We start from the raw sequence: 26,977 nt of genomic DNA on the forward strand, positions 1-26,977 counted from the left end.
TCAGTCGACCGTCACAGTGTCGGGAGAGGAAGCATTCCGGACAGCTGAGGAAGAGCGCGCGGCGAGTAGGTAATAGACGGTGAATCCGAGCCCACAACCGATGAACCAGCTGTACTGCGCTGCGGTGTACATCCCGGTGAGGTCCTTGCCCAGGACCGGGACCATCGCGACGACGGCTCCCACCACGGTGGCGATCACTGCAGCAGGGTTGTATCCCTTGCTGTACCAGTAGGTTCCGGTCGGCGACATGCTGAACAGTTCGTCGACGATGACCTTCTGCTTGCGCACGAGGTAGTAGTCGGCAATCAGAATTCCGAACAGCGGACCGATGAAGGCTCCGAGGGTTTCGAGTGTGTAGTGAATGACGTCCGGATTGTTGTACAAGTTCCACGGCGTGATGAGGATCGAGCCGATCGCTGCGATCATTCCGCCGGCGCGCCAGCTGATCTTCTGCGGACTCACGTTGGAGAAGTCGAAGGCCGGGGAAATGAAGTTGGCCACGATGTTGATGCCGATCGTGGCGATGGTGAAGGTGAGTGCGCCGAGAACGATGGCGAAGGTGCTGTCGATTCGTGCAACGGTCGCAACGGGATCGGTGATCAGTTCGCCGTACACCGGCAGCGTCAACGATGCAGTGACGACGACCAACACCGAGAATACGAGGAAGTTCAACGGCAAACCGAGGAAGTTGCCCTTCTTGACGGCAGCGAACGACTTTCCGTAGCGGGAGAAGTCGCCGAAGTTGAGCATCGGTCCGGAGAAGTACGAGACAACCAGAGCGATCGCACCGAGCATGACCGGCACGGCGTCGAAACCCGAGTACTTGACGTCGCCGAGCGTGAGATCGATGGCGCTCCAGCCTGCCTTGTAGATCAGGTAGCCGCACAGCATGAACATCACGACATACACAGCCGGCCCGCAGAAGTCGATGAAGCGGCGGATCGATTCCATGCCTCGCCAGAAGACACAGGCCTGAAGTACCCACAGGAGCATGAAACTTCCCCAGCCCAGTGCGGAGAGTCCGGCGAATCCGTAGTCTTCGACGACGGCATAGGGCGCGAGTGACGGAAAGAGTTTGATCAGTACGACATCGAGGGCTGCTGAAGCGAGGAAGGTTTGAATTCCATACCAAGCCACGGCAATCAGGCCACGAATGATTGCCGGGATGTTCGCGCCGAGGACGCCGAACACGCTGCGGCAGATCACCGGATACGGCACGCCGGTAACTTGGCTGGGCTTGGCGACGAGATTGCAGAAGAAGTAGACGATCGTGATACCGACCAGCAGGGCGACGAGTACTTGCCAGCTGGCCAATCCCAGTGCGAAAAGACTACCGGCAGTGACATATCCGCCGACGCTGTGTACGTCGGACATCCAGAAGGCGAAGATGTTGTACGACGACCAGGTCTGCTTGCGAAGCGGCGCCAAGTCCTCGTTGGTCAAACGAGGGTCGTAGCCCGGCTTGATCAGGCCGCTTCCGACAGGGTGACCCGCGGCTTCGACAAGGTCACCCGATCCGGTTTCCTTTGGGGGAGTGGGGGTAGTGGTCGTTCGGGACGGAAGAATGTCGGTCATGACAGCTCCTGTGCATCAGTGCAGGAAATCAGCGGACGGTGCCACGAGCTCTCAGCGTCAGTGATGAAAACTGTGTTGAGAGAAAGGTATCGATGCTGTGTTGCACGACTATTGCGTGATCGGTATATCTTTTTCGGCCAATAGACCGGTGTCTGTCGGTAGAGTCGCGATCACGGTATCGAGTCGGCGATGATGGATTTCGGAAGCGCTCAGAAGTGCGGATGCGTCCCGACGCAGGAATGCGTCCAGCATCGCGGTGTGATCGGAGTGCAGAACCCGGCGATCGACGCCGGCAACATGGACCATCGGCTGTACTGGTTCGGTGATATTCCAGGCAGCTTCGAACATGTGCAGAAGTCGAAGCATCTGAGACGGTCGGGTCAGTGCGAGATGAAAGTTTCGGCTCTCACAGTGATAGGACTGAGAGTCGTCGTAGCGCAATGCGATCTCCAAACGGGAGTTCACCTCGACGGCGTGTTCGTGATCCTCTTCGGTTGCCTGCTCGACGGCGACGGCCAATGCAGCTGATTCGAGAGTTTCGCGGACGATGTACATCTCTCGCAGTTCTGCCGGCGTCAGCTGAGCAACGGTGTAGCCGAATTGATGTCGATGGTCGACCAAGGACTCTCCGACCAGTGTTTTCAGTGATTCCCGCACAGGTATTCGACTGACACCGAACACATCAGCCACGTCGCCGAGAGGAATCGGGGTACCCGGAGGCGCCGAACCCGACAGAATCACTCGCCGCAGTTCGTCGAGGATCGTTTGTTGTGGACTTCCGGGAGCATCGATTACCAGTTGCGTCAGCAGTACCGATCTACGGCGCGGCGGCATGTCGGTCTCCCTTCGTCTGTCTGCCAGAGTAGGAATACGTTGTTTCGTCTGCGTGACACCGGTGTGGCCGTCGTGCATCTCGCACTCGGGGGAGAACAAGTGGGCTCCGATCACATGCTCGCGTGAGTGCTGCTCGGGAGGCCGATCGTGGGGGTAGCGTTGTTGTGTAGTGGTATGGCAGAAAGCGAGTCGGTCGATGGCATCCGCTGTGCGCTCAGAAGCCGACCAGCGAGTTGTCGGCAACCTGCCCTTGGAGCTGACGAGTTTCGTCGGTCGTCGGCGTGAGTTGGCCGACGCCAGGAGATTGTTCGAGACGTCCCGTTTGTTGACACTCACCGGGATCGGTGGCGTGGGCAAGACACGGCTCGCGATCCGACTTGCGGGCGCGTTGCAAAGGGTGTTTCGAGACGGTGCCTGGTTGGTGGAACTGGGGGAGCAGACAGATTCGGATCTCCTCGAAGATCATGTCGCCGTGACCCTTGGTGTCCGGTCGGTCTCGTCGGCGGACCCGCTGCAGGCATTGATCGACTACTGCGCCGATCGGAGTCTGCTGTTGGTGCTCGACAACTGTGAACATCTGGTCGATGCCGTCGCTGTGTTCGTAGGCGCGATCCTACGGCGATGTGCCGGCGTCAAGATCCTGGCGACGAGCCGCGAATCGCTGGGCCTGGGCGGTGAGGTGACGATGCGCGTTCCCTCACTCACCACACCGCAGCAACAGCCGCCCGAATTCGAGGGAATTGCCCAGTACGAATCGGTGTCGTTGTTCACCGAGCGTGCGGCTTCCGTCGTACCTGGTTTCACCCTCACCGAGGAGAACAAGCGCGCCGTTGCGCATATCTGTCACGACTTGGATGGACTCCCACTTCCGATCGAACTGGCGGCAGCTCGCCTGCGTGGTATGTCTGCTGAGCAGATCATGAACAGGCTCTCGGATCGATACCGACTTCTTACAACGGGTGGACGCGACGTTCCGAGTCGTCAACAGACGCTGCGATTGTCGATCGATTGGAGTTACGACCTCTGCTCGCCAACCGAACAGCAGTTGTGGGGGAGGTTGTCGGTGTTCTCGGGTGGGTTCGATCTCGATGCCGCTGAGGGCGTGTGTGGGCAGGACATGAATTCGACCGAAGTGCTCGATCTCGTCACCGCGTTGGTCGAGAAGTCCATCCTGATTCGTGAGGAAACCGACGGGGATGTTCGGTACCACCTCCTCGACCTACTCCGGGAGTACGGACATGAAAAGTTGGAGTCCGCCGGTGAGTATTCCGCTCTGCGTCGAAGCCATCGTGATTGGTTCGAGGCACTGGTCGTTCATGCGGAAGCCGAGTGGATCAGTGGCCGGCAAGCTGCCTGGATCGCAAGGCTCGGTCGTGAACAGCGCAACGTCAACGATGCGTTGGAGTACTCGATTTCCACTGCCGGAGAGGCGCGATCTGCAACGCGAATGGTCGGTGCGTTGTACAGATTCTGGCTTGCAGGTGGATTACTTGTGCAGGCGCGTTACTGGACGGATCGAGCCTTGAATGCAGAGGATCGAGAGCTGGATCCGTTCCGAGTGGATGTCTTGGCCATCGACGCCGTGAATCACGCGATGCAGGGGGAACTCGAACGGGCAGAAGAGTTGGTCGACGAGAGTTGGCGCCTGGCAAACGACTTGGCGGATGTGCGCTCGCGCGGCTTGGCGACGTGGGGAGACGGATACGTCGATACCTTCAGAGGTAACTTCGATACCGCTACAGCCAAGCTGGAATCCGCGTTGACGCTGTTTCGACTCGACAAGAATCTGCTGCATGTTGTGATCGGCCTGGACACCTTGGGAGTCGCGTACTTCCTGTCCGGCGCTCTTGATCGCTCTGTGGAGTGCAACGAAGAGATTCTCGCGATCACCGTGCCCGCCGACGAGATGATGTTCCAGGCATTTGCGCTGGGAACTCTCGGGCTCGTGAGCTGGCTCCGAGGTGAATTGGATGCCGCAAGTGACTATTTGACTCGAAGTCTGAGAATTCTCGATGCCCCGATGAACTCGGCGTGGTGTATCGAGCCGTTGGCGTGGATTGCTGCAGCGCAACGTGATTGGAAGCATGCAGCGGTTCTGCTCGGCGCGGCAGCCATGTATTGGCAGAAGGTCGGGGGACGGCTGGCGGGCCTGCCGGGTTTGTCAGCTCATCACGACACTGCTGCAGAGACTGCTCGCAAAGCCATGGGTGACGATGCTTTCGACAAGTCGTTTCGCAGCGGGTTTGCGATGTCCGAGGGTGAAGCTGTCGCATATGCGCTCGACAAGCGCTCCAGTGTCACGACTGCGTCGTCGGCTGAAGGGCCTCACCTCACTCCTCGTGAGCAGCAAGTTGCGGAACTGGTTGCCCAAGGTTTGACCAATCGCGCGATTGCGGAGCACTTGGTAATCTCGCTGCGCACCGCTCAGGGACACGTGGAACACGTACTGACAAAACTGGGATTCAGTTCCAGAGCGCAGATCGCAGCGTGGTACGTCTCGACCGCGCAGGAGCGTGACTCGCGTGAGGTCAATGGCTCAGCAGGCCGGAGTTGACGTCCGATAGCAGTTCACCACGGTCGTCGCCGCACAAGCAGAACACCGGGTAGCGCTTACCTTCTTCACGCCCCTGAAACGACACTCGTAGCGGTCCAGGCGCATCCGCGCGAGGGGATTCGGTGAGGAAAGTGTACAGCCACGGCCCCTCGTCCAATTCCACGATGGCGAGAACGGTCGAGGGGTCGCCGTGAACCGTTCGCCAGGACACGACAGTGCCGTCTCCGCAACACCGCGTCACGTCCAACCGCGCCCCACGGCACCTGGCGCAGACCGCGCTCGCGGGCGAGAGGATGACATCACATTCCGCGCAATGGGGGAGTGTCAATCGTTCGGCTCGCGACGAGCGATTCGAATATCGCCGCGATACACGCTGTTTCATCGAGCTTGCGGGATTCATGTCAGTAACGTCGGGCGAGGTAGTACGGCATCGAGTCCACGGGTGCGCGTTCGACCGACTCCCCGGACGTCGGGGCATGAACGATCTCACCGCCTCCGGTGTAGATCCCCACATGCTCCCCGCCGTAGTACAGGACCACGTCACCCGGCTGTAGATCGTCCCGGGAAACTGGAGTGCCGCCAACCGCCTGGTCGTAGCTGGTTCGCGGAATCGAAACGCCCGCTTGTGCATAGGCCCATTGAACGAGACCGGAGCAGTCGAACGAGTCCGGCCCGGTCGCGCCCCAGACGTACGGAGCGCCGATCTTGGACTCTGCGGCTGCCAATACGCGGCCTGTATCCGAGGAAGCGAAAGCTGACACCTTCGCCGGATTCGTGTCGACGGAAACTGCGGCGATGTTCCAGTCCCGAAGCACGGGGGCCTGAGCGTTCGCGGTGTCGATACTCACGGCAAGGGTTGTCAGGGAAAGAACGCCGACGACAAGCGCTCTTCCGAGTGCATGCTTCCTCGTGCGGGGGTCGGTGAATCGGTGGTGCGACATTTCTCGTGTTGCCTTTGCGTCGATGCGTCCCGAAGCAGGTGTCCAGCTGGGTGTGATCGGGCTTCGGCTTGCGACACTCAGCCTGGTTGCGCCTCGACGTGTTCGCATCGGTCAGTTGGACGGGGTGCATACCTGTTTCGAGCGGCATTGTGGGTGCAAGGCCTGTTGATCGATCGCGAGAACTTCGACGGACTTTCGTGATCCGAATCAAGGAGGGCACGGCGGCCGGCCTCACCCCGGCTCCGGTCAGGCGATTCGCAGCGGGAGCGCCGAACGCTCAACAGTGGCACGGTCGGATGGACCACGATCCTGCGCACAAATGGCTGCGCGAACAAGTACGTGAGGCAAGCGTCTGGCTGGATTCGGCGGACGTTCTGTACTCTCGCAGTCATGCAACAGCGGAGCACAGGAACGGTGACACGGTCACTGTTGCTGCTTCTGCTGCCGTTCATCGCTCTTCTCGCAGTGCCTCCGCTTGGTTCCTCGGGTAGCGCCGCGGTGCTGGGAACTGCGATTGCCGTCTTCGTGGTCGCTGCGCTCGCAACTTCCTCGAAGTACGAACTTCTGCAACTGTGCGCGGTTTCGACCACTGGCCCGTCTGATGACGAACGCTGCCTGCGTGGTGCTTTCCGCAGGCAGAGCAGCCCGGACGCGCCCGGTCGTCCGCAACCTCGAGCTCCGGGAATCGGTCTGTAGATCGGCAGTCGACGGGTGTGAACTCGTCGTAGGTCGGTCAGACGTCTTGCGTCCACAACCATTCCCGCGCTCTCATCTCTCTGAGCGTGCCTCTCGGTGAGGTTCATTCGTCATGCTCGATTTTGTCTACTACCCCGTGTCCGGAATCCTCTGGTTCTGGCACAAGGTCTTCTCACTGGTCTCCGGATCACCCGACAACGGCGTCGTGTGGGCGTTGTCGGTCGTATTTCTCGTCTTCACGCTCAAAGCCCTGCTGTTCAAACCCTTCGTCAAGCAGGTCCGCACTCAACTGGTGATGCAGAAGCTGCAACCTCAGATCAAGGCGTTGCAGAAGAAGTATTCGGGTGACCGGCAGAAACTCACTGTAGAGATGGCCAAGCTGCAGAAAGAACATAATTACAGTCCGTTGCTCGGCTGTCTGCCGATGCTGGTTCAGGCACCGGTGTTCATTGGTCTCTATCACGTCCTGCGATCGTTCAATCGGACCGGAGCGGCATCGCACGTCCCGTTTCTGAGCCCGACCGAACCGATGTCGGTGGCGGACAACGCGAACACGGCCAACTACTTCTTCAGTGCCTCGGATGTGCAGTCTTTTCTCGACGCCAAACTGTTCGGCGCACCGTTGTCCGCCATGATTTCGAGCCCGGCAGCACAACTGGAAGCATTCGGCGACGTCAGCCGTATCTCCATCATTCTGGTAGCTGTACCGCTGATGATATTTGCCGCCGTCGCTACACATTTCACATCGCGGGCATCCATCGCGCGCCAAGTGGACACCGGAACCGTCAACCCTCAAACAGCGATCATGAACAAGCTCGCATTGTGGGTGTTTCCGGTGGGGGTGATCGCTTTCGGTGCGTTCGCGCCTGTGGCGATCCTGCTGTATTTCGTGAGTAACAACTGCTGGACGCTGGGACAACAGCATTTTGTGTACGGACGCATCGCTGCGGAGCAGAAGGAAGCCGAATCGTCGCCGACTCCCGGAATGACCGCGCCCCCGTCGCCCAGAGTGGCTGCACCGCCGCTGCCGGGCGCCAAGCCCATCCGCGCCAAGCGCAGGCGATGACGGAAAGCGACCCCTCCCTACCGGCGAGTAAGGCACGTACGCTGGAAAGCATGACCAAATGGACCGCAGAAGACGTAGTCGATCAGACCGGCCGCACATTTGTCGTCACGGGGGCGAACAGCGGACTGGGTGAGGTAGTCGCACGAGCGCTGGGCAAAGCCGGGGCCGACGTCGTCCTCGCCTGTCGTGACACCACGAAGGCCGACGCCGTAGCCGCCGAGATCGGGCCCAACGCGGTTGTCCGCAAATTGGACCTCTCGGATCTGTCGTCGGTACGAGCCTTCGCCGACGCAACGGAGAAGGTCGACGTCCTGGTGAACAACGCCGGCGTGATGGCGGTTCCGTTCCGCCGGACGGTCGACGGATTCGAAATGCAGATCGGCACAAACCATCTCGGACACTTCGCATTGACCGGATTGCTGAAGGACAAGCTCACCGATCGTGTCGTGACGATGTCCAGTGCCCTGCATCAGCTCGGAACTGTCGATCTGGACGATCTCAATTTCGAGCGTCGGAAGTACAACCGATGGTTGGCCTACGGGCAGTCCAAGCTTGCCAATCTGTTGTTCACGTACGAACTTCAACGCAGGTTCGCGGCGTCGGGATCTTCGCTCAAAGCGCTCGCTTCGCATCCGGGATACGCGTCGACGAACCTGCAGGGGCACACCGAGTCGATCCAGGACAAGCTGATGGGAATCGGCAATTCGATCTTCGCGCAGTCCGCGGAGATGGGCGCCCTTCCCGAACTGTGGGCGGCAACCGCGCCGGATGCCTTCGGCGGCAGTTACATCGGACCGGACGGTCCGTTCGAGCAGCGAGGGTATCCGAAGGTCGTGGGGTCGAACAAGAAGTCACACGATACGAAGACAGCCTCGGGTTTGTGGACACTGTCGGAGAAGTTGACCGGAGTCTCGTTCGGGATTTGATTCAGATATGAAGGTGGCCGCGAACTTCGAGAAGTTCGCGGCCACTTTCATATCCGTTCGAGCTAGATGTTGTTCGGGTTACAGCGTGACAACCATCTTGCCGGTGTTCGCGCCGCGCATCAGGTCGATGAACGCTTGCGGTGCATTCTCCAGGCCTTCGACGATGGTCTCGTCCCACTGAATCTTGTTGTCGGCGAGCCACCCTGCCATGTGGGTGCGGAATTCGCCACCGAGATGACGGTAGCCGCCCACGAGGAATCCGCGCAGTGTGAGCTGCTTGCCGATCACCAGTGCCAGGTTGTGGGGAGCGGTGGGCTTCTCGGTGGTGTTGTACTGAGCGATGGCTCCGCACAGGGCAATCCGGCCACCCTGGTTCATGGCATCGATTGCGGCTTCGAGATGCTCGCCACCGACGTTGTCGAAGTACACGTCGATGCCGTCAGGGGCGGCAGCGGCGAGTAGTTCGGTGATCGGGCCGTCGTGGTAGTCGAATGCCGCATCGAATCCGAGTTCGAGAAGTCGGGCAACCTTCGCCGGTGAACCGGCGCTACCGATTACTCGCTTCGCTCCGAGCAACTTGGCGATCTGACCGACGAGCGATCCGACGGCACCTGCTGCGCCGGAGACGAATACGGTATCGCCTTCCTTGAACTCCGCAACCGCGGTGAGGCCGGCATACGCGGTGAGGCCAGTCATGCCGAGGGCACCCAGGTAGGCCGTCGCCGGCGCGATGGACGTGTCGGCCGGAGTCACTGCGGATCCGTCGAGGATGGCGTATTCACGCCATCCGAGGCCGTGGACGACAACGTCGCCCACGGCGCGATCAGCCGACTTGGATTCGACGACCTCGCCGACGGCACCACCGTCGAGCGGCGCACCGACCTGGAACGGCGGAAGGTAGGACTTCACGTCGTTCATTCGGCCGCGCATGTACGGGTCGACGGAGATGGCGATGTTGCGGACCAGGATCTGGCCGTCTTCGAGTTCGGGGAGTTCTACTTCGGCGGTGGCGAAGTTCTCCGACGTGGGCCAACCGTTCGGGCGTGAAGCGAGACGGATTTCCCGGCTGACAGTGGTAGTGCTCATTCGTCGTCCTTACTTACTTCGAGGGTGACCTCGATGTTGCCGCGAGTTGCATTGGAGTACGGGCACACCTGGTGTGCCTTCTCCGTCAGCTCGACGGCCTGATCATGGGGTAGATGGGGGAGTGAAACCTCCAGCGTCACAGCGAGTCCGAAGCCTCCTGCACCGTTGGGGCCGATGCCGACCCGCGCGCCGACTGCGGAATCAGCCACGTTGGCCTTCTCGGCACGGGCGACCATCTGCAGAGCGGAGTGGAAGCATGCTGCGTATCCGGCGGCAAAGAGCTGCTCGGGGTTGGTGCCTTCGCCGCTGCCACCCATTTCCTTGGGAATGGCGAGGCCGAGATCGAGGCGTCCGTCCGAGGTGCGAGCGTGACCGTTGCGGCCTTCGCCGGTGGCAAGTGCTTCTGCGGTGTAGACGATGTTCATGACTTCTTCTTTCCGTCGGAGTGGGCGTTGGATGCTTGAAGTGACTCACCGAGACGAGTGAGAACGTCTCGGAGTTCGGTGAGTTCGTCGTTACTCAGACCAGTGGCGCCTGCGAGCTTGGCCGGGATGTCCTCGGCCTTGCTACGCAAGGTGGAACCCGCCTCGGTCAGGTGAATCTCGACGCGACGCTCGTCCGTGGTGAGGCGTCGGCGCTCGATGAATCCCAGACCCTCCAGCCTCTTGAGCAGCGGCGACAGAGTTCCGGTATCGAGATCGAGTGCCTCACAGATCTCACGCACGCCCCGGCCGTCTCGTTCCCAGAGTGTCAACAGGACGAGGTACTGGGGATACGTGATTCCCAGGTCGTCGAGCATTGCCCGGTACGCGGCCGTAGTGGCCCGCGACGCCGAATAGAGGGCGAAGCAGACCTGGCGTTCGAGAGCGAGTGGGTTGGTCACGAGAACAACTGTAGCGCACAGTTAAGTTGTGCACAACAAAGAAGTGTCAAATAGATCTACGGATAGGCGGCCGTTCGTCTACGGCGTCGACAGGATCTCGGAGACATGCGAGAGGAAGGTGTGCACTGTCCGGGCAGCGGGCGCAGGAAACCTGGTCCGCACTGCCAATCCGTCGTGAGTTCGTGAGAACCAGAACTGAACGTCGTCGGCGTTCGAGACGCGACTGAGTTGCTGCGGATTGATCGGCGCAGGCTGTGATTCGCTGGACTTTGATTTACGGGGGCGAGATCCACCGGGCATGGTTCTGTAGTCGGCGTAGGACACCGAGAAGATGTCTCTGCGAGTGGGCGAAACCTCGGGCCCCAAGCTCCGCAACACCTGCCTCGACGAGACGGACGACAGTGAAAGTGACTCGTGGAAAGCGAGATTGACTGCCCGGGCAGTGCTGTGAAGATTGTCCATGCTCGTCACGGTGATGGGCGCATTGGCTACCAGCCATCCGAAGGTGTGGTTGTGTCGCGGTTCCCGACGCGTGTGAACAGGGAACAGTAGGTGCGTGTCCCTCTTGCCGGTCAATTGTGTTGTGGCCAAACCGATCGACGCAAGAATTGCACCGAACGACGAGTGCCGATGATCGGCGCAGTTCTGGTCGAACAGCTCTGCTTCGTCGGCGTCGAGGAGCATTCGGGTGTCTGTGCCCTGGGGCGACATCGCCCCGGCGGGCAGTCCCAGATCTACGGGAAAATGGGGAGTGTCACCCCCGCATGCTCGGAGGAAGGACCGCCAACCCGCAATCCGGTGGTCGCCGGGCTCTGGATCCGCGGTTGCCGATTCCCGGAAGCAGTAGTTGAGGAAACTCCCGGGCTCCGGAAGGAGATCAGACGCGATCGGATCACGGTCCGCCCGCGTGTATTCGCGATACAGAGTGCTGATCTCGGTAATTGCGATGCTCATGGACCAGCCGTCGCAGATGGCATGGTCGAACCCGCAGACCACTGTCGACTGGTCCTCGCGGGTGATGGCACCGAGAAAGTACGCGGGAAACGCGAAAGGATTGCACCATCGATCCAAGCGCTCGCCCAAGAGTTCTCGCACCTGCTCCGGTGTTCTCGCGTCAGCCACTGTTTCCTCACGCAGGCGCAGATCGCCGACGTCGGCGACGTCGACGAACAGTGCCGAGGATTCACCCGATTCTTCGGCCTGGGAGAACGAGCACGACAGGGCGTCGTGACGGGACGTCCATTCCTCGAAGCTGGCCTTGAGTGCGTCCGTGTCGATGGGGCCGGGAACGTCGAAAGTAGCAGCGAGCCAAGTCGTATCGCCGCGGCTGCCGGCAAGATGCAGCTGCTGATTGGAGGTCGGGGGAACCGGATACGTCGTTCCGGTGGAGATTTCGCTCGGCGTCCACTGCAGAATGCGGCCCGGCCGTGCCTCGAACCTGTCGAGAAACGTGATGTGCATCAGGCGGTCTCCACTTCCTGACGTGCATCCGCCTGACGCACGACACGGTAGTCGCCGGTATCAGCGACCGTTCTCAGGACGTTGCGAAGGTGTCGTAGGTACCGATTCACCGATGTGTGCGCCTGCTCGGTGTCTGGAAAACTGACCATCACGTACGTACGGTCTTCCTTCCGGTTGATCCACATCGACAGATCACCCGTCGTTCCTGGCCCACCCAGTGCCCGCGCCTCGAGTTCGTCATGGTGCTCGGCACCTGGAATCAGGCGCATGTCGATGTACGACACCATCGGCGGGACCGAGGTTCCACCGATGTCGGATCCGGTCAACTTCGACACCTGGGCGATCACCGAGTGAATGGACACGTCCGCGAGTCCCTTCACCGCAGCGCGAGCAGCGTGGGCAAGGGGGAGTGCATCGGTAAAGTTCGTGACACCGCTCAGCGTGAACGAGACCGGGACGAGATTGATGAACCAGCCTTGGGAATAGAGGTATCTCGGATCGGAGCGAGTGCCGACTGCGTTGAGCGCGAAGTAGTTCGCTCGATCCGCAACTTCGATCTCGGTGAGGGCGAGGGCTGCGAAGATCCCCGTGGAGAAGCCGACGCCATTGGACTTGCACAGCGCTGCGAACGCGGCTGACTCGTCGCTGTCGAGAACGTCGATGTGTGTGCGGGTCGACCGGGCCTGTTCGCCCCGCGCGACACCGAGGTCGAGGGGGAACGTCGGGAGTTGGCCGGCGTTGGCGGCGAGAATCGAAATCCACTGCTGCACAGGCGTTGCGGCCAGGTCGAGGTTCCCCGCGGATGTCCGTTCCTCGCCGCTGTACTCGACGTAGCTGCCGGGAGAGGGAAGTTGAGCCTCGATGCCGGCGCTTTCGGCGATGTACAGCGCACGAAGTTCTTCGACGCCCAGCATCAACGACAGGCCGTCGGTGTGCGAGTGATCGACGCCGTAGTAGACGGTGAAGCCGGCGCCGTGCTCGACGACGCCACTGATGAACGAGGGCCATTGCAATGGGCTGGTATCGCCGGCGAAACTTCGGCTCACATGCTCGCGAACCGCATCTGTCGTGTTCAGAGAACCGACGCTGTGCGGCGTGAGTTCGATCGTCGACGCATCCACCACGTGACGGTCGATGACCCCGCTACCGTCGGGATCTTCGGATGATCTCACCTCGAACCAACTGTGCAGTGTGTTGTGCCGCAGGACAAACGCCTGGACCGCCCGACGCAGTGCCTCCCGATCGAGATCACCGGGCAGAGTGAACGTGAATCCGATCCACGGTGACCAGTCGACGCCTTGTGCGCGCTTGTGATCGGCGGTACGAATGTGTCCTTCCTGTAGGAACGAGAGCGGTTGGTCGCTCCGCGGTGCCCCGGATGCCGCCGCCAGGGATTGTTCAGTAGGCCTGAACTCGGTGAGCGTCCCGGCTTTCGGTGCCCAGAGATCGATGGGTGTCATTTCCATGAGAGTTCTCCTCGATCGGTGCAGCGGTTTTGGTCGGAGGTGCGAAAGTGTCGGTCGAGAAGGCAAAGTCCTCCATTTCGCGGCGTAGGAGTCCCGCGAACTGATGGATGTGGCGGCTCGTGCGCGCGTTGCCCGGGTGGCGTATGGCCAGATTGAGCCCTTCGGGAGTCCGCGTGAGCCAGATGTAGACGTCGGTTCCCGAATGATCTCGACTACGAAGGCCCCTGGTCTGCCAGCTCGTCCATTGCTCGGCACCAGGAACGTGACGAACGTCCATGTACGAGAGCACGAACGGCAGGTGCTGCGGGGAGTCGATCAGCTCGCACACTTTCGAATACGGCAGTGCCGCGGCGGGGCGGACGCGCCGTATCTCCGTGCCGGCAACCTTGGCCAGATCGCTCACGGTTGCGGCGGGGGCAATCGGAATCCTCACCGGCACAACACCGATGAACCATCCCAGCGACGCGGCCCATCGAAGCTCCGAACGGGTGTGTTGCGGCACGACGACGCGGAATTCGTCTGCACCGGTGAGATCGCCGGTCACCTTGGCCGCGCACGCGAGTATCGCGGCCAGGAATCCTTGGTTGCTGCGCTTGCTCGCTTCTGCCAGGCGTTCGGCTCCCCGGGCGCTCAGAAGCCAGGCAGACAGGCTCTGCTGAGGGACTCGGCGTCCGGTGACCGGTTCGGGTAGCGCTGGAAAGTACGGAGCCTCGCCCTGCGCGTAGAACTCGCGCCACGTCTGCACTGCCGGGTGAGAGCGGTCCGCGTGTCCCACGAGATCTCGTTCCTTGGTGCCGAAGTCGATGTAGCTTCCGGTCTCCGGCGGCGAGGGAGGGCTTCCCTCGCTCAACGATCGGTAGATCGTCTGCAGTTCGTGCGCGGTCAACGCCACCGAATATCCGTCCAGCAGAGCATGATCAGCGGCAAAAACCACGGTGAAGTGGTTGGGGCCTTCGATCGTCGCGAACTGATACGCAGGCCAGACAAGTGGATCGGTCGATCGGTCGAGCAGTTGCTGCAGATGCGTGAAGACAGACATCGAGGACGCAAGGTGTCCGACCTCGGTGCCCAGAATCCGGACGTCTCCAGACGCCGCGGTGCGTCGGACTATCGTTTCGCCCTCCACGGCGACGTGTGTTCGGAGCACTTCGTGGCGATCGATCCAGTGATCGAGAGCGGCCGCCCAGATCCTTCGGTCGAGTCGGTCGTGGATGCGAAACGAGGTACCCAGCCACGACGGAGTGCACACGTCGGTCTGATGGTGCACCTGCCGTTTCGCCTGCTGGGCATGTTTCAAGTGTGCCTCGTGTATGTAGCTGGCGGGACGCTGGTCGACAGGCCACAGCTCGGGCGGATTCACCGCGGCGGGAGTCCACTCGGTGACGGTCCCTGGAGGTAGGGGATAGTCGGCAAGTTCCGTGAATTCCATTGGCAAACCTGATCTCTCGAGATGGCGAAAGGTGGGGATCGTGAACGGGGCGGATGTTTGTAACCGAGAGTGACAGATGATTAGTCAAGGCAAGTAGAACGCGGCCCGAGGCTCCGCGCAACTGCTTCGGTGCGGGATGTGACGAGGAACATTCCGCTCGTTATTTCGGACAATTCGAATACTGGACATCCGGTTTACGGCCCTGGTCACCTGTCAGTTGATCGATCAATCACTCTGTGGTGAAACAAATTTCAACAGACCGTTGTGAATTCCGTCGGCGACGAAGCATGTGCGCATGCGAACATCGGAATATGTTTATGTGTAGCAAGTTTCGTATGGATTCGGCTGTATCTCTTTTAATTGCAACAGGGTTCGTGTACTGCCGTCGTGTCGTTTCGGCGCGCGGATTGTTCACCGAGTATTGACATGCTCGGCATCTGCCGGTCGTATGCAGACGGTATTTCTAAGCGATGACTGATCCGATGGAATACGACCTGGTTGTGATCGGCTCCGGCCCGGGTGGGCAGAAGGCTGCCATCGCGGCGGCCAAGCTGGGTAAACGGGTAGCGATGGTCGAGAAAGGCAACATGCTCGGGGGAGTGTGCGTCAACACCGGCACCATTCCGTCGAAGACGTTGCGTGAGGCGGTTCTCTACCTCACCGGGATGAACCAACGCGAACTGTACGGCGCGAGTTACCGCGTCAAGGAGAACATCACTCCGGCCGACCTGCTGGCGCGAACCCAGCATGTCATCACCAAAGAAATCGAAGTCGTTCGATCTCAGCTCCTGCGCAACCGCGTCGAATTGTTGGTAGGGGTCGGCTCGTTCGTCGACGAGCACACCATCCTCGTCGAGGACGCCTCGCGCGGAGACAAGATGACGATCACGGCGAAGTTCGTCGTGATCGCGACCGGAACGTTGCCTGCTCGCCCGGCGGGGGTGTCCTTCGACAGTCACCGGGTGCTCGACTCCGACGGAATCCTCGATCTGACCTCCATCCCGACCACCATGGTCGTCGTGGGCGCGGGAGTGATCGGTATCGAGTACGCATCGATGTTCGCGGCACTCGGCACCAAGGTCACCGTCGTCGAGAAGAGGACGTCGATGCTGGACTTCTGCGACCCCGAGGTCATCGAATCGCTTCGATTCCATCTACGCGATCTGGCGGTCACTTTCCGATTCGGTGAAGAAGTGACGGCCGTCGACGTCGGAGCGAACGGAACGCTTACGACGCTGCGCAGCGGCAAGCAGATTCCCGCCGAGACCGTGATGTACTCGGCTGGACGGCAAGGCCTCACGGCGCCACTCGCGCTGGAGAACGCCGGGCTCGAAGCCGACGAACGTGGCCGTATCTACGTCGACGACAATTTCCGCACCAAGGTCGAACACATCTACGCCGTCGGTGACGTCATCGGATTCCCGGCGTTGGCGGCGACGTCGATGGATCAAGGTCGACTCGCGGCCTATCATGCCTTCGACGAACCAGGCGCGAAGCTGATGGATCTGCAGCCGATCGGCATCTACTCGATTCCCGAGGTGTCGTACGTGGGCGCCACCGAGGTCGATTTGACCAAGGAATCGGTGCCGTACGAGGTCGGGGTTTCCCGATACCGCGAACTCGCACGCGGGCAGATCGCAGGCGACACCTACGGGATGCTCAAGATCTTGGTGTCGACGGATGACCTGAAACTGCTCGGTGTTCATATCTTCGGCTCGGGTGCAACGGATCTCGTGCATATCGGCCAAGCGGTGATGGGGTGCGGCGGGACCGTCGAATACCTTGTCGACGCCGTCTTCAACTATCCGACACTGTCCTAGGCGTACAAGGTGGCGGCGCTCGACGTCATGAACAAGATCAGGGCTCTCAAGCAATTCCACTAGGGGTCGGGGTGTCCCCAGGTACCGGTCAGGGGCGGTCGGTGTACTTCTCGGGTAGCACTTGTTCGAATACCTGAGGGTGATGTCAGGCCTGGGGAAATAAGGCAGGGTCTATCTCCATGACCATTGCCCAGGAACTTCGTGTGGAATTTCGATGCTGATCGGACTGATTGCCGCGATCGTGGCATGCGTCGGGTACGGCGTTGCATCCGTGCTGCAAGCCTACGGCGCGCGCAAGTCGGCAGCTGCCGCCGAGCAGCGTGGCGAGGCCGGACACGTGACGGCGTCGGGTGGCCCGACCTTGCGTTCGACGTTCGCGGCCGCGCTGACGGCGTCGTTCATCCTGGGCACCGTGCTCGATGCGGTCGGATTCGCCGGAAGTGCCATCTCCGCGCGGCTCATTCCACTGTTCTTGTCGCAGACAGTGGTCAGTGCCAATCTCGTCATCACGGCAGTGCTGGGGACCGTGGTCCTCGGCATCCAGTTGCATCGTCGCGACTGGTTCGCGATCGCTGCGGTGATCGGATCGCTCCTGCTGCTCGGATTGTCGTCAGGTCACGCGGGCGGTGGGAGTTCCAACGACGTCGTCCATTGGGGTGTCCTCGTGGGCTCGGCGTTGATCTTGCTGATCGGCATCGGTTTGATCCGATGGTTGGGCTCACGCGCAGCAGTTGTCGCCGGGTTGATCTCGGGTGTGCTGTTCGGCTGTCTGGCCATTGCCGTACGCGTGGTCTACGGAATCGATCCGTTCGAAATCGGTACGATGCTCCGCGATCCGGCCGGCTGGGCGATCCTCGTTTCGGGCCTGGGCGGTTTCTATCTGCACACGGTGGCGCTGCAACTGGGATCCGTCAACGGAGCGACAGCGGCTCTGGTTGTCGGCGAGACGGTGGTTCCGGGAATCGTCGGCGTCGTGGTGCTCGGCGACGCGTCGAGACCGGGCCTGGAATGGCTTGCCGTGGTCGGCTTCGTCGGGGCAATCGCGGGCGCCGTCGCCGTGGCCGTCTTCGGCGCGGCGAGCCACGAGGAGAAACCGGTCGAAGAAGTGACCGTCTGATGCGGTAGCGAAAAGCTGTGCTGTTCGACCGGTCAATTGGTAACGGAAACCGCGTTGTCGCAGATAGTTCCAGCGCGCCCCAACGTCCCGCATACGTTGTGCGGTCACGGGCAGCGGGACGAAGAACGGAGGAAAGTGATGAGCAGCTTGGATATTCAACGCTGGTCGAACGACTTCACCGCGCTGACCAAGGTCATATCGGAAGGCATCGAGCAGTTTGTTCTCCGGTTCATTTCCAGCTGAAGTGATCTGAGCTCGTTGCCGGGTGCGGATAGTTCAGTCGTCGCTTCCGCGGTTCGAGTGATGAATTGCGATGAAATAGAGGTTCTTACGGCGTCTGGGAGGCCTGGGCGGGGGCGAGCAGGTAGGAGAACACGTACGTAACTGCGGCGATGACCGCCAGTACGATCAAGGACATCGGGAACCCTGCGGCATCTCGCACCGGGTCACCAGTAGCGACGACAGCCGACATGAACAGTCCTATCCAGGACCAGGCTCCATCTCCGACTATCGGGATCATCACGGCGACACCTGTGACCGCACCTGTGAGCGCAGCCAGACTCAGTTCCTTGTCGACCCAGCTCATGGATCAACTAGAACACAGGCACGCTCGCGAGGCTGTGGAGTATCTCGGATTCAGGGGCTGAAGAACTCGAGTCTGCGGCGCAGGCGTGCGATCGACGGGTCCCCGATCGTGCGTCTGCCGTCGGTTCGGGCTTGGCTCGGGGTCATCCCGTAGAAGTCCTTGAACGCTCGCGCCAACTGGGATTTCGAGGTGAAGCCGCATCGCAGGGCCAACGCTTCGATCGTTTCGTTCGGCATCTCGGTTCTGGTCAATTCGCGGTAGACGAGTTCGAGACGCTTCCGCCGAATGACAAGAGCTATTCCGCCGTCGGATGCGAATGCGCGATAGAGCTGTGCCCGGGAGACGGACAATGCTGCGCACATGCTCGTCGGGCCGAGCCAGGTCTCCGAGAGATGCTCGGCGATGTGGGCGTACGCACGATCGCGGAGAGAGTGATCGGGCCGCGGCGACAGATCAGGTTCGGCGATACCCAAACTGACACGAAGGAGGGAAGCGACGACGTCCTCGTAGCCGGCCGCAGCATCGGGATCGAGATGCGGTAGCGCGAGTACGACCGATTGCATGCACTGAGCGAGCACGACGGCAGGAACTCCGCGCAGTACCGTCCCGTGTAGAGAACGACCCTTCGACTCGGCCTCGACGAGGGAACGCGGTGCGAGGAGCGTGATTGTGCGCCCTGTCGATTCCGCCTCCGCGTCGGCGGTCCAGGTACGCCCGAGGTCGAAGAATGTGACATCGCCTGGACGTGCGACGAAATCGACTCCGTCGGCGTTGCCGCTCAACTGCCCGTCGAGGACGACCTGGACCATGTATTCATCGTCGAGTCCGCTCTCGGCGATCAGCCGATTGTTTCGGGTGTACTTCTGTGCGTTGAAGGTAGTTTGACCGATCAACGAGGTTCCGATGGAAAGCGCTGTGATCGAGCCTTCGAGAGATGTGTCAGGGTCAATTCGGTCGGTGACGAAGAACGGACGTGTGACACTGCGCCAGAAGTCGTCGGCGTCCGCAGGATCGACCGATCGGGTCGACACGCGGATGCGGGCGGAATTCATCGACACGCGGGCATGATATGTCAGATCCCGCAGGTCGCAGTCACTCTCCCGCAAATAGACGTCAATAGTGACCGAGCCCACATAATGAGACAAATCGGGCGTATTTGTGAGACGGCCAGTGCTCGCGTGTCGCGGCGAAGCTGTCTATGTTGTTCGTTATGGGTGGACAGGTTGGGAGTTCGATGCTCGAACGAAATCTCGAGTTCGGCGGGGATCGACTGCTCGTTTGTCGGCCATCATGACGTCCACTTCGAATCGATCGCAGCTATCTCGAGCAAAGCGAAATCCTCGAGGAAGGGGCACGCTGCAAAGGCGGCTTGCCGGGCGTGGAGCCACGGCGATTCGTCCCCGCCTCCTCGGATTGATGGAACGCTCGGCGGGATTGACTGTCATCGATTCGCCGCTTGGGTTCGGCAAGACGGAACTCGCCGCGTTGTGGCTCACGACTCTCGGGCAGGTGCCGAGCAGACCGGTAGTCTGGGTGCCGGCGCCATCGCATCGGATGACCCCCCTCGAGTACTGGAACACCGCGCTCGCAGTAATTCAGGATTCGCTGGAATCACTCGAGGCCCCGCCACGAATGCGCGAGGATCCAGTGGGCGCGATCGAATCACTCCTCGACTCGTCGCCCGCACCATTCGTGTTGGTGTTCAACCGCATCGACCTGGTTGAGGGTGACGAGGTGGGACGCCGAATCGTGGATCTGATCGTGCGGCTTCCCGGATTGAAAGTAATCGTCACGCTGCAGGATCGGTCTGCGACGGACTTGCTCGAAGACGTCCGTGTGGACGAGTACCTGTGCGCGAACGACCTCAGATACACGCTCGACGAGTCCACCGTTCTGTTCGCGGAGGCAGGGATTCACCTTCCCTCGGGCATCGTCCATTCGATCTGTGAACGCGTCGCCGGCGTTCCCGTGCTGATGAAGGTTGCTCTGAGTGCGGTTGCGGGGCTGAGTGAACCGAGCCGTGGACGCGAACGCGTTCAGCAGCGAGTGGACCAGGCGATCCACGCGTACGTCAGTCGGACCGCTCCTCGGTCGGGCAAGTCGCTCGAGTTGTTCGACTTCGCGACTACGATCGCCGCTGCCCGCACGGTGACACCAGAGATCGCTCGTGTCTTGTCCGACGATCTTGACGTGGAGGGCAAACTGGACTTGCTCGAGTCTTTCGGTCTGATCTTCCGGAATGGTTTCGAGGGAGAACCGTCCTGGTACTTCGCGCCGTCAGTTCGACTGGCATTCATACAGATACGGGCCGAACAAGGGGATGGATTCGAAGATCCCTTCCAGGTTCTCGTCGATCACGCTCTCGGGACTTCGGATATAGCCGGTGCCGTTCACTACGCCTTGGACGGACGCAAGTGGACCAGGGTGCTCGACATACTCGAGCGCCACTGGGCTGATCTTCTGGTCGATCACACCGGATTGGTCCGGACTGCGTTGCAATCCATACCCGGTGACGTACTCAGTTCGAACCCTTCGATTCTGGTGGGTCGTGACCTGCTCGAATCACGTCTGCGGCCGCAGTTGATCAACGGCGATTCATTACCGACGGAACCGGCGGAATTGCGTGCGATAGGTGGTAGTCCGCATGCGCACAGCTTGTTGAACGTCGGAACTGTCCAATCGGTGGTGCTGAGAACATCCGGTAAGTACCAACGCTCTACCGAGATCACGCGCAAATTGGCGCACGTCGTGTACGGCCTCGGCGACGAGTCGTTGGGCGCGTTGGGGTCTCAACTGCCCGCCCTGCGGCTGATCTGGGGGGTCTCGCATCAATTGACCGGTGACCTCGGTGATGCCGCGGTGGAATTGCGACTCGCCTATCAAGGTGCGGTGCAACATGGTCCGGAGTTCGTCCTGCGTCACGCCGCAGGCAATGCCGCGCTCAACTCCGCGCTGATCGGGGACGTCGCGCACGCGACGGACTGGCTGCACCTGGAAAGCACACACCCGGACGTTTCGGGATGGTTGGGACCGCCCTCGCACATGGGGGGAGCGATCGCGCGGGCACTGGTGGCGTGCGACAGCGTGGACCTGCACGCCGGAGCTGCCGCGATGGACGCACTCGCCGAGGTTACACCGCCGGGCGACCTGTGGGCGTTCGCGGCCTACACTTACACCAGATTTGCACTGCTGCAATCGGACCCGTTCTCGGGGCTGATTTCCCTCCAGCGCGCAGTGGCAACGCACGGGCACGTGAATCCGTGTGAACGATCGCTCGGTGACGCGCTTCTCACCGCGGCACGTATCGATCTTCTGTTGGCGTCCGGGGAGGGTACCAAGGCGCTGGAAGAATCAGTCGCTGCGCCACATACGTTTGCAGTTGTCACGGTCTCCGTGGCGCGGACGCATCTCCTGACCGGGTCGCCGTCCCAGGCATTGGAATTGTGCCGCGAAATCGACTGGAGCGGGCAGTATCTCACGAGGTTTCGGCTCGAATCTCTGCTGATCGAATGCGCTGCTCTGTGTGAACTGGGCAGGATCCCCGCTGCCGCGAGTACATGGGAGGAAGCTCGCGGACTGCTCGAAACCTCCGGTGTCCTGTCGGCCCTGGCGACGATACCGCGTGATCTGATCAGGCAACTCGAAGATCGGGCCGAGGGCTCGAGCAGTGCCGTCGCGACCTTTCTCGAATCCGAAGCGGCGCAGATATATCCGGCGGCCATCGTTCGGGTCCAATTGACGAAACGGGAGATGGACGTTCTCGTGGAACTGGGTCTCGGCATTCCGATCGGTGAGATCGCGCGGCGGTTGTTCGTATCCAACAACACGCTGAAGAGTCACCTCCGAGCCTTGTATCGCAAACTCGGTGCACATTCCCGGGAAGAGGCTGTCGCGGCAGCGCACCGACACAACCTCCTCGGCAGTGGGCAGGACTGATCGGCGTCAGTGCAGATTGCGCTCGGCGTAGACCTTCATCGCGTCACGGACCAGCGAAGCGGTGCCTTCTCCGTACTTGTCGTAGTTTGCAGTGAAGCGGGGATCGTCGACGTACATCTGGCCGAGTCCGGTGAAGGCGTCGGCGCTGGGAGTCCTTCCCTGCCAACCGATCTTTATCCACTCGAACTGTCTTCGGGTAATCGTCTGGACGTCGTCGCTTTCCGCGGACAGCCCCGCTGTCAGTGCTTTTCCGAATGCCGCTGCGATGTCGGCTTGAGCTTGCAGATGAGCTTTACGGTCCTGCTCCGACATCGACCGCCACCAGTTGTCGCCGCTGGTGTAGGCGTCCTTGCCCCAGCGCTCGATGACCTCGTCCTTGTATCGGGTGTGGTCGAACCCGTCGAAAACATCTTCCGGCATGAGTGATTCACCATTCTTCGTCTTGTTCAAGGTCCTGTTGACCGATTCGATCTGTCTCGAGATCCGCGTGCGCTCTTGCTCGAGGAGTTCGAGGTGCGTACGCAGTGCGGCGGCCGTATCGCGTTCGCCGGTGAGGACTTCGGCGATGGCCGGCAATCCGAGTCCGAGTTCCCGAAGTAGAAGGATGCGTTGCAGTCGCACCAGGGCGTCTTCGTCGTAGAAGCGGTAGCCGTTGGCGCCGATGCGACTCGGTTCCAGGAGTCCCAAATCGCCGTAGTGACGCAGCGTTCTGCTGGTGGTACCTGCGGATTTGGCGAGTTCTTGGATGGACCATTCGCTCACGTGGAGTTCCTACTCTCGGATCGGTTGTGCTCATTCAGCATGCAAGTTGACGTTGCGTCAATGTCAAGAAAGTTCTCGGTGTGCATTGTCGGGAACGTTTTATGTCCGTTTCGCCGTATCGCCACGAACGGGTCTCCAACTGATTGATTCGATGACCTAGGTCACGTGATTTGGCTCACAAATTGTCAATTTGAATAGTTGAACAAGCCTCTGTTGACGCTTTCACATACCTCGACCACGATCATCTGAACAGATCGAGTTACGCGGTTGTTGAAAATGCACGGTAGTTGAAATGCACTGCAGACGGAACGGTGGTCCACGATGACTGAACTGGTGTCGGGCGTAGCCCAGGCCAAGCCCTATGACCTCGATGATCGGTACCGGTCGGGATCGGGACCGGTGTTGCTGACCGGTGTTCAGGCAATTGCACGCGGCTTCGTCGAGCAGCACGTTCGCGACATTCGGGCAGGTAAGCGTATTGCCACCTTCGTCTCCGGTTACCAGGGCAGCCCCCTCGGTGGCGTCGACAAGATGCTTCACGGCATGCCCAAGGTTCTCGCCGAGCACGACATCACCTTCATCCCTGGCTTCAACGAGGAGCTCGCCGCCACGGCGGTATGGGGAAGCCAGACGGATCTCCCTGCCGGAACCGCGACCCACGACGGCGTGACCGGCGTCTGGTACGGCAAGGGCCCCGGCGTCGACCGCGCTACCGACACCATTCGCCACGCCAACATGTACGGCGTGAACCCCAAGGGCGGCGTCGTCCTCCTGGTGGGCGACGACCCCGCGTCGAAGTCCTCCACGGTTCCGGCCGTCAGCGAGCGCTCGCTTGCCGCGATGGGCGTGCCGGTTCTCTTCCCACGCAATGCCGAAGAGATCATCACGATGGGTATGCACGCCGTTGCTCTCTCGCGTGTCTCCGGTTGCGTCGTAGCGCTGAAGATCGTCGCCGACGTCGCAGACGGTGCCTGGACGATCGACGGCAGCATCGCGGACTTCGACATCGTGGTTCCGGAAGTGCAGTTCGAGGGCAAGCCCTTCGTCTACAAGCAGCGTCAGATGGCCGCGCCGCCGGACAGTGTCATCGCCGAGGCCGATCTGTACGGCCCGCGATGGGATCTTGTGCACGCGTACGGAACTGCCAACAAGCTCGATGTGATCGAGGTCAACCCCTCCGGTGCGAAGATCGGTATCGCCGCCACCGGTACAACTTTCGACTCCGTCCGTCAAGCTTTGGCAGACCTCGGCGTCGATGATGCCGCACTGCACCGCGCCGGGATCCGTCTCCTTCGCATCGGAATGTGCTACCCCGTCGTGGGCGAGAAGATCAAGGAGTTCGCCGAAGGCCTCGAGCAGATCGTCGTGGTCGAGGACAAGACCGCGTTCATCGAAGCTCAGATCCGGGAAGTCCTGTACGGCACCGACGATGCCCCTCGCATCATCGGCAAGCGTGACGGCCAGGGCCGTCTGCTCATGCCTGCCAGTGGTGAACTGACCGCAGGCCGGCTGCTCGCCCCGTTGCGCCGCGTACTGAAGCCGCACGTCGAGCTCAAGCGCACCCTCCCGGCCCCGCTGTCGCTCAACGTGCTTTCCGCCAAGCGAACCGCGTACTTCTGCAGCGGGTGCCCCCACAACCGTTCCACCGCTATCCCCGAGGGTTCCATCGGCGGCGGCGGAATCGGTTGCCACACACTCGTCACCATGTCCGGCCGTGAGGACAGCGCTGTCACCGGCCTGACGCAAATGGGCGGCGAGGGCAGCCAGTGGATCGGGCAGGCACCGTTCACCGACGTGCCTCACCTGTTCCAGAACATCGGCGACGGCACCTTCTTCCACTCCGGTCAGTTGGCTGTCCAGGCATGCATCGCCGCAGGCGTGAACATCACCTACAAGTTGCTCTACAACGAAGTAGTGGCGATGACCGGTGCACAGGACGCGGAAGGTGCCCTCTCCGTTGCTCAGCTCAGCCACAAGCTGACCACCGAGGGCGTCAAGCAGATCATCATCTGCGCCGACGAGCCTTCGCGTCACAACAAGCGCGCTCTGGCCAAGGGCACCAAGCTCTGGCACCGCGATCGCCTCGACGAGGCCCAGAAGGAGCTTCGCGAGATCAAGGGCGTCACAGTGTTGATCTACGACCAGCACTGTGCGGCCGACGCTCGTCGCCAGCGCAAGCGTGGCACGCTGCCCACTCGCAACACTCGCGTCGTCATCAACGAGGCAGTGTGCGAAGGCTGCGGTGACTGCGGTGTGAAGTCGAACTGCCTCTCGGTCCAGCCCGTGGACACCGAGTACGGCCGCAAGACGAAGATCGACCAGACGTCCTGCAACACCGATTACACCTGCATGGACGGCGATTGCCCGTCGTTCGTGACCGTCGAATTGGTACCGGGCAAGAAGGCTCCCAAGGCCGCACGTCCCGCCCCGCCCGTCGTCGCAGACCCCGATTTCGGACCGCTCACCAGCACGCAGAACGTTTTCCTCGCGGGCATCGGCGGCACCGGCATCGTGACCGTCAACCAGGTGCTCGCAACGGCTGCACTGCGCGCCGGCCTCGAGGTGGAGAGCCTTGACCAGATCGGACTGAGCCAGAAGGCCGGACCGGTTGTCTCGCACCTGCGTTTCAGCTCCAGCGCGCTCGAGCCGTCCAACCGCCTCACTCCGGGCAGCGCGGATTGCATCGTCGCCTTCGACCTGCTGACCGCGACGGACAACAAGAACCTCGACTACGGCAACGCCGAGAAGACGGTCTCCATCGCCTCGACGTCGCAGACGCCGACCGGAGACATGGTCTACGACAAGGCTGTTCGCTACCCCGAGGAGACGTCACTCCTCGCCCGTCTCGACAAGGTGTCGCGCACCCTGCGTTCGTTCGACGCACTCGCCGCGGCGCAGGAGTTGTTCGGTAACACCGCAGCAGCCAACTTCCTGCTGATCGGTGCGGCCTACCAGAGCGGCGGACTTCGTCTGCCGGCAGAGGCCATCGAAGAAGCGATCGGCATCAACGGCGTTGCCGTGGACGCGAACATCGCGGCATTCCGTTGGGGTCGTGCAGCAATTGCCGACACCGCAGCGTTCTCGGCCGTCACCACGCCGGCCAAGTCCGTCCGCGAACCCGTTGTCGCACCGGCTCACATGTTCGCCGGAACCACCTTCACCGGTGAAACCCTGCGACTGGTGGAACTGCGTGCGGCGCAGCTCATCGAGTTCCAGTCCGTCAAGATCGCCCAGCGCTACATCGATCAGGTTCAGGCAGTCTGGACCGCCGAACGTGCCGCAACCGAGCGGACCGATTTCAGCGAGGCTGTTGCCCGCGGCCTCTTCAAGTTCACCGCGTACAAGGACGAGTACGAAGTTGCTCGTATGCTGGTCGACCCCGCATTCATCGAGGACGTCAAGTCTCAGGTGCCGGCCGGGGAGAACCTGACCTACAAGCTCCACCCGCCGATCCTTCGAGTGATGGGCCGCAAGAAGAAGATCGGTCTCGGACCCAAGTCGCATGTTGCACTGAAGGTTCTGGCCAAGGGTAAGAAGCTTCGCGGTACCAAGCTCGACCCCTTCGGCTACATGCACGTCCGCAAGGTCGAGCGTGAACTGCTCGCCGAGTACGAGGCCATGATCGCTGACCTCTCTCGTACGCTCGCAACCGACGGATACGATCGCGCCGTCGAGATCGCGGCACTGCCGGACGTGGTTCGCGGTTACGAAGACATCAAGCTCGGCAACATCGAGCTGTACAAGACTCGCCTGCGCGAACTCGGTGTCGGTGAGTAGGAGCGCCGGCGAGTAGATCGAACAAGACTGTGCCCCAGTGACCGTCGTCGCTGGGGCACAGT

At 61.1% G+C, this 26,977-nt stretch carries 20 protein-coding genes and 1 pseudogene; 8 read left to right on the forward strand and 13 right to left on the reverse strand.

The features are described from left to right. A complete protein-coding gene (locus ABIE52_RS28465; protein ID WP_058226165.1) occupies positions 1 to 1,575 on the reverse strand; it encodes an NCS1 family nucleobase:cation symporter-1 in 1,575 nt (524 codons plus the stop codon). A gap of 108 nt (positions 1,576 to 1,683) precedes the next feature. After that, the gene (locus tag ABIE52_RS28470; protein WP_042451513.1) at positions 1,684 to 2,409 is read right to left on the reverse strand and encodes a GntR family transcriptional regulator; all 726 of its coding nucleotides are present in this window, start codon (positions 2,407 to 2,409) and stop codon (positions 1,684 to 1,686) included. Between the two features lie 196 nt (positions 2,410 to 2,605). Between ABIE52_RS28470 and ABIE52_RS28475 the strand changes: the two genes are divergently transcribed. Next, entirely contained in the window at positions 2,606 to 4,963 is a 2,358-nt protein-coding gene (locus ABIE52_RS28475; protein ID WP_058226164.1) for an ATP-binding protein, read from the forward strand. Here the strand turns inward: ABIE52_RS28475 and ABIE52_RS28480 are convergent. Both ABIE52_RS28480 and ABIE52_RS28485 read right to left on the reverse strand, forming a co-directional pair. Then, positions 4,938 to 5,174, reverse strand: a complete 237-nt coding sequence (locus tag ABIE52_RS28480) for a PhlB family protein (RefSeq protein WP_007733940.1) — start codon at positions 5,172 to 5,174, stop codon at positions 4,938 to 4,940. The genes ABIE52_RS28475 and ABIE52_RS28480 overlap by 26 nt on opposite strands. Before the next feature lie 190 nt (positions 5,175 to 5,364). Continuing rightward, entirely contained in the window at positions 5,365 to 6,012 is a 648-nt protein-coding gene (locus ABIE52_RS28485; protein WP_230587450.1) for a C40 family peptidase, read from the reverse strand. Between the two features lie 282 nt (positions 6,013 to 6,294). On the opposite strand from ABIE52_RS28485, the gene ABIE52_RS28490 reads away from it, so the two are divergent. The 3 genes from ABIE52_RS28490 to ABIE52_RS28500 all read left to right on the forward strand — a co-directional run bounded on the left by ABIE52_RS28490 (position 6,295) and on the right by ABIE52_RS28500 (position 8,592). Further along, complete coding sequence (locus ABIE52_RS28490; protein ID WP_065455270.1) at positions 6,295 to 6,600, forward strand: DUF6412 domain-containing protein; 306 nt, start codon at positions 6,295 to 6,297, stop codon at positions 6,598 to 6,600. A 112-nt stretch (positions 6,601 to 6,712) separates the two neighbouring features. Next, positions 6,713 to 7,666, forward strand: a complete 954-nt coding sequence (gene yidC, locus ABIE52_RS28495) for a membrane protein insertase YidC (protein WP_003939695.1) — start codon at positions 6,713 to 6,715, stop codon at positions 7,664 to 7,666. 50 nt (positions 7,667 to 7,716) lie between these two features. Beyond that, positions 7,717 to 8,592: an oxidoreductase gene (locus tag ABIE52_RS28500; protein WP_030535283.1), complete on the forward strand. Its 876-nt coding sequence runs from the start codon at positions 7,717 to 7,719 to the stop codon at positions 8,590 to 8,592. 78 nt (positions 8,593 to 8,670) lie between these two features. Here the strand turns inward: ABIE52_RS28500 and ABIE52_RS28505 are convergent, their stop codons facing one another. From ABIE52_RS28505 to ABIE52_RS28530, 6 genes are all read right to left on the reverse strand, one after another. Then, complete coding sequence (locus ABIE52_RS28505; RefSeq protein WP_019745038.1) at positions 8,671 to 9,678, reverse strand: NADP-dependent oxidoreductase; 1,008 nt, start codon at positions 9,676 to 9,678, stop codon at positions 8,671 to 8,673. After that, complete coding sequence (locus ABIE52_RS28510; RefSeq protein ID WP_003939720.1) at positions 9,675 to 10,103, reverse strand: organic hydroperoxide resistance protein; 429 nt, start codon at positions 10,101 to 10,103, stop codon at positions 9,675 to 9,677. Before ABIE52_RS28510 ends, ABIE52_RS28505 begins: the two co-directional genes overlap by 4 nt. Then, the gene (locus tag ABIE52_RS28515) at positions 10,100 to 10,561 is read right to left on the reverse strand and encodes a MarR family winged helix-turn-helix transcriptional regulator (RefSeq protein WP_003940568.1); all 462 of its coding nucleotides are present in this window, start codon (positions 10,559 to 10,561) and stop codon (positions 10,100 to 10,102) included. Before ABIE52_RS28515 ends, ABIE52_RS28510 begins: the two co-directional genes overlap by 4 nt. A 78-nt stretch (positions 10,562 to 10,639) precedes the next feature. Then, positions 10,640 to 12,022 carry a condensation domain-containing protein gene (locus tag ABIE52_RS28520; RefSeq protein WP_003940563.1) on the reverse strand — a complete coding sequence of 461 codons (1,383 nt, stop codon included), beginning with the start codon at positions 12,020 to 12,022 and terminating at the stop codon, positions 10,640 to 10,642. Beyond that, entirely contained in the window at positions 12,022 to 13,488 is a 1,467-nt protein-coding gene (locus tag ABIE52_RS28525; protein WP_151098154.1) for a condensation domain-containing protein, read from the reverse strand. The genes ABIE52_RS28520 and ABIE52_RS28525 overlap by 1 nt, the downstream gene beginning before the upstream one ends. Then, a complete protein-coding gene (locus ABIE52_RS28530) occupies positions 13,421 to 14,917 on the reverse strand; it encodes a condensation domain-containing protein (protein WP_064073509.1) in 1,497 nt (498 codons plus the stop codon). Before ABIE52_RS28530 ends, ABIE52_RS28525 begins: the two co-directional genes overlap by 68 nt. A 470-nt stretch (positions 14,918 to 15,387) precedes the next feature. On the opposite strand from ABIE52_RS28530, the pseudogene sthA reads away from it, so the two are divergent. Together sthA and ABIE52_RS28540 are read left to right on the forward strand one after the other, a co-directional pair. Beyond that, positions 15,388 to 16,734 (forward strand): annotated as a pseudogene (sthA, locus tag ABIE52_RS28535) (Si-specific NAD(P)(+) transhydrogenase); the annotation flags it as partial. Between the two features lie 217 nt (positions 16,735 to 16,951). Beyond that, positions 16,952 to 17,854 (forward strand): hypothetical protein, encoded by a 903-nt coding sequence (locus ABIE52_RS28540; RefSeq protein ID WP_003940348.1) that lies wholly within the window; start codon positions 16,952 to 16,954, stop codon positions 17,852 to 17,854. A 328-nt stretch (positions 17,855 to 18,182) separates the two neighbouring features. On the opposite strand, the gene ABIE52_RS28545 is transcribed toward ABIE52_RS28540, so the two are convergent. Beyond that, positions 18,183 to 18,440, reverse strand: coding sequence for a hypothetical protein (locus tag ABIE52_RS28545; RefSeq protein WP_054782014.1), 258 nt, complete (start codon positions 18,438 to 18,440; stop codon positions 18,183 to 18,185). A gap of 50 nt (positions 18,441 to 18,490) precedes the next feature. Next, positions 18,491 to 19,492 (reverse strand): helix-turn-helix domain-containing protein, encoded by a 1,002-nt coding sequence (locus ABIE52_RS28550; RefSeq protein WP_230691730.1) that lies wholly within the window; start codon positions 19,490 to 19,492, stop codon positions 18,491 to 18,493. Between the two features lie 364 nt (positions 19,493 to 19,856). Between ABIE52_RS28550 and ABIE52_RS28555 the strand changes: the two genes are divergently transcribed. Further along, positions 19,857 to 22,376 (forward strand): helix-turn-helix transcriptional regulator, encoded by a 2,520-nt coding sequence (locus ABIE52_RS28555; protein ID WP_030535290.1) that lies wholly within the window; start codon positions 19,857 to 19,859, stop codon positions 22,374 to 22,376. Positions 22,377 to 22,382: 6 nt separating this feature from the next. On the opposite strand, the gene ABIE52_RS28560 is transcribed toward ABIE52_RS28555, so the two are convergent. Continuing rightward, the gene (locus ABIE52_RS28560) at positions 22,383 to 23,138 is read right to left on the reverse strand and encodes a MerR family transcriptional regulator (protein ID WP_030535291.1); all 756 of its coding nucleotides are present in this window, start codon (positions 23,136 to 23,138) and stop codon (positions 22,383 to 22,385) included. A gap of 321 nt (positions 23,139 to 23,459) precedes the next feature. On the opposite strand from ABIE52_RS28560, the gene ABIE52_RS28565 reads away from it, so the two are divergent. Beyond that, positions 23,460 to 26,915, forward strand: a complete 3,456-nt coding sequence (locus tag ABIE52_RS28565; protein WP_125051890.1) for an indolepyruvate ferredoxin oxidoreductase family protein — start codon at positions 23,460 to 23,462, stop codon at positions 26,913 to 26,915. Positions 26,916 to 26,977: the final 62 nt, after the last annotated feature.

Origin of the sequence: Rhodococcus sp. OAS809, from assembly GCF_040546695.1 — a bacterium.
GTDB classification, from domain to species: Bacteria; Actinomycetota; Actinomycetes; order Mycobacteriales; family Mycobacteriaceae; genus Rhodococcus_F; species Rhodococcus_F qingshengii.